Origin of the sequence: Cellulomonas citrea (genome assembly GCF_009829685.1) — a bacterium.
GTDB lineage: Bacteria > Actinomycetota > Actinomycetes > Actinomycetales > Cellulomonadaceae > Cellulomonas > Cellulomonas citrea.
On record NZ_VWSD01000181.1, the window covers coordinates 1 to 5,224 of the forward strand.

A 5,224-nucleotide genomic window follows, 5' to 3' on the forward strand; every position below is an offset into this window, starting at 1 on the left:
GGCGCCCGCCGCGACCTGCAGCGCCCGACGAGCGCCGGCCCCTGCGGCGGCGCACCAGCAGCAGCACCAGCACCAGCACGAGGAGCAGGACGAGCCCCGCCAGCCAGGCCCACGGGACGGTCCACAGGTGCGTGGCGACCACCACCGGCGCCAGTCCGGTCGCCTTGCCGCCAGGGGCCACACCCGCGGTCCCCGTGAGGGTCACCCGGCTGCGCAGCAGCGGCCAGACGTCGTCGACGACGATCGTCTGGGGGACCTTGGCGCGCGGCAGCAGCTCGGCCACCGGCTCACCCGCCGCTGTCCGCGGCAGCAGGCCGAACGGTCCGGCGGTGCGGGCCCGCACCGCGACGGCGACCCTCATGTCCCCGGTGTTCTCCACCGTGTACGAGACCGTGGTCCGGCCCCGGCCGAGCAGCCCCCACCACGGTCCCCGGTCGTAGCTGGTGTGCACGCCGGTGATCGCCAGCCCGGGGACGACGTCCCCCGTGACGGTGACGTAGATGCGCGCGCCCACCCGCTGCTCGAAGGTGAGGTTCGGGGCGTTGTCGCCACCGGACCCCGACGTGGTGAGGGAGGCGATCACGGCGGCGACGTGGTCCCCGGGCACCGCATCGGTGGGGATCCGCACCGTGACGGGCACGACGACGTACCCGATCCCGGCGCTCGACTGCGCCGGGACCTGCACGTGCGACGCCCCCAGGCTCACCCAGGTGCCGGCATCGGTGAGCCCGTCCCGGTTCGCCAGCGCGAGCGTGCCGTCGGGGGCGTTGGTGGCCTCCGAGGCGTAGACGTCGAGCGGCACGGCGAAGTCAGACTGGTTGAGGATGGCGACGTCATCGGTGACGACCGAGCCCGGGGCCGCGCCGATCACCACGTACGAACGTCCGTCGGGCCCCGCGGGCGAGGCCGGTGCGATGCCGAAGGTGGCCAGGGACGGTGACGGGTCACCGCCGGGCGTCGAACCGTCGGAGGGTGCCGACCCGTCCGACGCGAGGGCGTCGGTCCGTGGCTGTGCCGAGGCCGGTGCCACCACGGCGGACAGCACCACGAGGGCGGTCGCGAAGGTCGCGACCAGGCGGCGGGTGACCGAGCTCATCAGTCCTGGCTCCGTCCTGCGGATCTGCGGGCGTGACGGCCGAGCCTCCCGCGGCGGGCTGAACGAGAGTCGACCGCGGGACGTCCGCAGGACATCCGCGCGGTCCGCCCCTCGTCGTGCCCGCAGGCCGGCTCGCGGGCCGTTCCGCGGGCACGGCGAAGGGGCGGGGTGCCGAGGCACCCCGCCCCTCCTGGGCCCAGCGGTCCGGACGAGCCGGCCCTCAGGTCCTCGATCAGTTGGCGGTGAACACCACGGTCGCGGTGTACGTACCGGGCGTGACGGACGACGGCACGTTGGAGATGCCGAAGGTGCCGTCGATGAGCACCGTGCCCGTCGCCTTGCCCGCCGGGTAGACGGCGAACGGCTTGGCCGTGGCCAGACCGTCGACGAACGGCGCGTGCGGCGTGAGGGTCACGTCGGTGCTCTTCAGCGCGTTGCCGGGCAGGCCGACCGCGTTCAGGCCGGTCAGACCCGCGTACTCGCCACCGAAGCTCGAGACGCCGTTGGAGAAGTCACCCGACTGGACGGTCGCGGTGAAGCCCAGGTTGCCGGCACGGGTGTCGGTGATCTTGATCGCCTTGGCCGGGTCGCTCGTGTCGCCGAACTTGGCCGAGGCCGAGAAGGTGGAGGTCACCGGGTCGAGCGTGACCGAGCCGAGGTGCAGCGGGGTGGCGTCGTGGTGCACGCCCTGCTCGTCGTCGTAGGCCAGGTTGTACGGGGTGGTGATGGTGATCGACCCGGCCGGGATGGCCACGTCGACCGTCTGCAGGTCGGTCGAGCCGAGCGCGACGTAGGTGGCGCTCACAGCCGTTGCCGACGTCGACTCGGTGTACGGCGCGTTGCCGAGGTACTTCGCGGTGAACGCGTGGTCACCGGCGCCGAAGGTGTTCCGGGTGAGGGTCGCGGCCCCGGCCGTGAGCGGCGAGGTGCCGAGGGACACACCCTTGTCGAAGAACTCGACCGAACCGGTCGCGGTCCCCGTGGAGGCGCTGACCGCGGCGGTGAGGGTGACCGACTGGTAGGGGGCGCCGGTGACGACGTCCGCGGTGAGCGACGTGGTGGTCGACCGCGCCGCGACCGGCGTCACCACGACCGTGCCCGCGGCCGAGGTGGACGCGCCGAAGCCCGTCGTGCCCGGGTAGCTCGCGGTGATCGAGTGCGTGCCCACCGCCAGGCTGCTCACGACGAGCGGCGTGCCGAGGGCCGAGGTGCCGAGCGAGGTGGAGCCGTCGAAGTACTCGACCGACCCGGTCGCCGACGACGGGGAGACCGTCGCGGACAGCGAGACCGGCGTGCCCTGCTCGACCGAGGCCGGCAGCGTGCCGAGCGTCGTCGTGGTGCTCACGGCCGGGAGCGACGCGGGCGACACGAGCGCCCAGCCCGGGCTGGACAGCGGCTGGATCGTCACGTCAGTGGTGAAGTACCCGGTGGTCGCGGCGTTCTCGTCCATGCAGACGAGGGCGAGCGGCAGCGTCTGGGCGGTCGACCCGACGGCCATCTGGATGGACGACAGGTTGAAGTTGTCCATCGGGGTGTCGAGGTAGGCGTGGCCGTTGGCGTCCTCGACGTAGGCCTCCGAGGCGCCCATCGGGACCTCGTCCCAGTTGGCCTCGGCGGCGGCGGTCTTCAGACGCGTGACCAGCTGCACCTGGGCGGTGCCGGCCGGGCAGGAGGCGTCCACGGCGGCCGAGGTGAACGGCCGGCCCGCGAACGACGGCCCACCGGTCACCTGGTCGGCCGCGGTGGCCGTCGCCAGGTTCTTGTGGTTCTTGAACAGGAAGATGTGGCCGACCTGCAGCGGGCCGTCGTCCTGGGCGGAGGCGGAGGTCGCCCCCGCCACCCCCAGACCTGCGAGCAGCAGCGTCGCGGTCGCCACACCGGCGATCGAACGTGAGTTGCGCATGATTGTCAGACCTCTCGGTACGTGCGTGGTGTCATACCTGTCGGGTGCACGCCGGGGCCGGGCCCCGGACGGTGGAGCTCAGGAGGGCCGGAACCGGCCCTCAGTTGGTGGTGAAGTTGGTGACGCCGGCCGTGCCGGTGAGCGGCTGGCCGCAGACACCGCCGTTGGCCGAGGTCGCGAGCTGCTTGAGACCGCCGGCCGTGATGGCCGGGGCGGCGGCCGAGCTGCACAGGTAGCCGCTCTCGGTGAACAGGGCGCCCACCCACGTCTTGTTCACGTCGGTGCCGCGCACGACGTTGTAGACGCCGCGCTTGGCGTCGAACGCGGTGTTGCCGTCGCTCGCCGTGCCCGTGCTGGTGAAGCTCGTCGAACCGGGGACCAGGTTCGCCCGGCCCGCCGAGATCGGGACGACCGCGTTGGAGTAGGTGGTGAAGACGGTGGTGTCGTGCTCCTCGACCGTCTGGATGACGTTCGAGCCGATGGTGATCGCGACGCCACCGTTGGCGTTCTGCAGCTGGGTGAGGAAGAACGAGCGGGTGCCCGAACCCGACTGGGGCAGCAGGGCGGTGATGGGGGCGTTGGCGCCGCCGACCTGGTTCCAGTTGGTGATGGCGCCGGTGTAGATGCCGACGAGCTGCTGGACGCTCAGCGCGGTCGGGGCGTACGAGCTGCCGCCCTTGACGCCCGCGACGACCTCGTCGACCGCGAACGGGTAGGCGACGAGGCCTGCGGCGGACTCGGCCGAGTTGAGCGCGGACGACGACCGGGCGAAGTTGACGGCCGTGTTGTTGGAGGAGCCGTACAGCAGGCCCTTGCCCGCGCCGGAACCGTTGGGACGCGCGATGGGCGTGGTGTTGACCCGCAGGCTGATCATGTCGCCGGCGGCCTTGGTGAGCGGGTTGACCGCGTCGAAGGACGAGATCCGGGAGGCCGCACCGGCGTTGTAGCCGGGCTTGAAGATGCTGCCGGACTTGTAGCCGTCGGCGATGGCGTTGAGGGCGATCTGCGTGGTGTCCGAGCCCACGCCCACGACGTCCTTGGTCTGCGGCGTCGGGTCGGCGGAGGCCGAGGTGGCGGTCAGGCCGGCGAGCACGGCGGCGATCGCGGCAACCGCGGCGACCGAGAGCTTGACGTTCTTCATGAGAACCCTTCCGGAAACGGTCAGATCGGGTCGAACCTCTCGACCCGGTCAGAACCTCTCGTTCCCGGATGAATCGCCCACCGTTGTCGCGTGAACGCGGGACGACCTGTGCGACACCTGGGGACTGCGCCGTCCGGCGGGGTGCGATGCGGCAGGTCAGAAGACGTTCGGCAGCAGGCGTCCGGCGCAGGTGCCGGCCCACCAGAGCGCCGCGAGCAGCAGCGGGGCCCCGAGCGTCCAGAGCACCGCAGCAGGCAGCCGGCGGCGCATCACCACCATGACGAGCAGGGTGGCCAGCAGCAGCGCGAGCGCCACCGCGAGCAGCGGCAGACCGCTGGAGTCCGTGCCGAGCACCTTCTCCGAGTCCGGCACCGCCGCGACGTGCCCCGAACCGGTCACCGGGTCGCCCTGCAGCACCGCGTCGACGTAGACGACCCCGCCGGGCATGAGCGAGCTGACGTCGACCGTGACGAGGGTCAGCCGTGCCCCGTCCGACGCAGCCGGGAGCGGGTCGCCGGCCCGACGGACGCCCTGCACCCGGTAGACGAACTCACCCTGCCCGGTGGTCACCTTGATGCCGTCGCCGACGGTGAGGCTCGTGATCGAACGGAACGGGGCTCCCCAGGTCAGAGCCTTGCCGTAGAGGACCGACACGCCCTTCTGCCCCGGCAGCACGGTGTCCCGCCGGTGGCCCGGACCGTTCTGCAGGTCACCGGTCGCGGTGCCCTCGACCACCACCTGCTCGACACCCAGGGTCGGGATGGCGAGCAGGGCCACCGGCTGGCCGACGGTCGCCGGGCCGGTCGGTGCCGTCTGGGCGGCGAGCTGTTCGCGCAGCTGCGAGTGCAGCACGTCCTGCGCACGTGCCTGGCTCAAGGCGCCGAGCGCCACCGACTGGGTCACCGCCCAGAGGCTGAGCACGAGCAGCACGACGACGGCGCCGAGCACCACGAGGCGGGTGTCGCCCCTCATCGCGGGGCGGTTCGGCGAGGCGTCCCCCGGTCAGCTCCGGGCCCTGCTCACGGCCGGGTTCGTGCTCTTCCTCATCACCCTGGTGATCAACACCCTCGCAGCGATGGTGGTG

At 72.2% G+C, this 5,224-nt stretch carries 4 protein-coding genes; all 4 read right to left on the reverse strand.

What is annotated here, in order from left to right:
- Positions 1-1,096 (reverse strand): hypothetical protein (locus tag F2B26_RS14350; RefSeq protein WP_159810525.1); only part of this gene is annotated, 1,096 nt, incomplete at its 3' end.
- A gap of 232 nt (positions 1,097-1,328) precedes the next feature.
- Entirely contained in the window at positions 1,329-2,999 is a 1,671-nt protein-coding gene (locus tag F2B26_RS14355; RefSeq protein WP_159810527.1) for an Ig-like domain-containing protein, read from the reverse strand.
- Positions 3,000-3,099: 100 nt separating this feature from the next.
- Positions 3,100-4,140, reverse strand: coding sequence for a substrate-binding domain-containing protein (locus F2B26_RS14360; protein ID WP_159810529.1), 1,041 nt, complete (start codon positions 4,138-4,140; stop codon positions 3,100-3,102).
- 156 nt (positions 4,141-4,296) lie between these two features.
- Entirely contained in the window at positions 4,297-5,112 is an 816-nt protein-coding gene (locus tag F2B26_RS14365; RefSeq protein ID WP_159810531.1) for a class E sortase, read from the reverse strand.
- Positions 5,113-5,224: the final 112 nt, after the last annotated feature.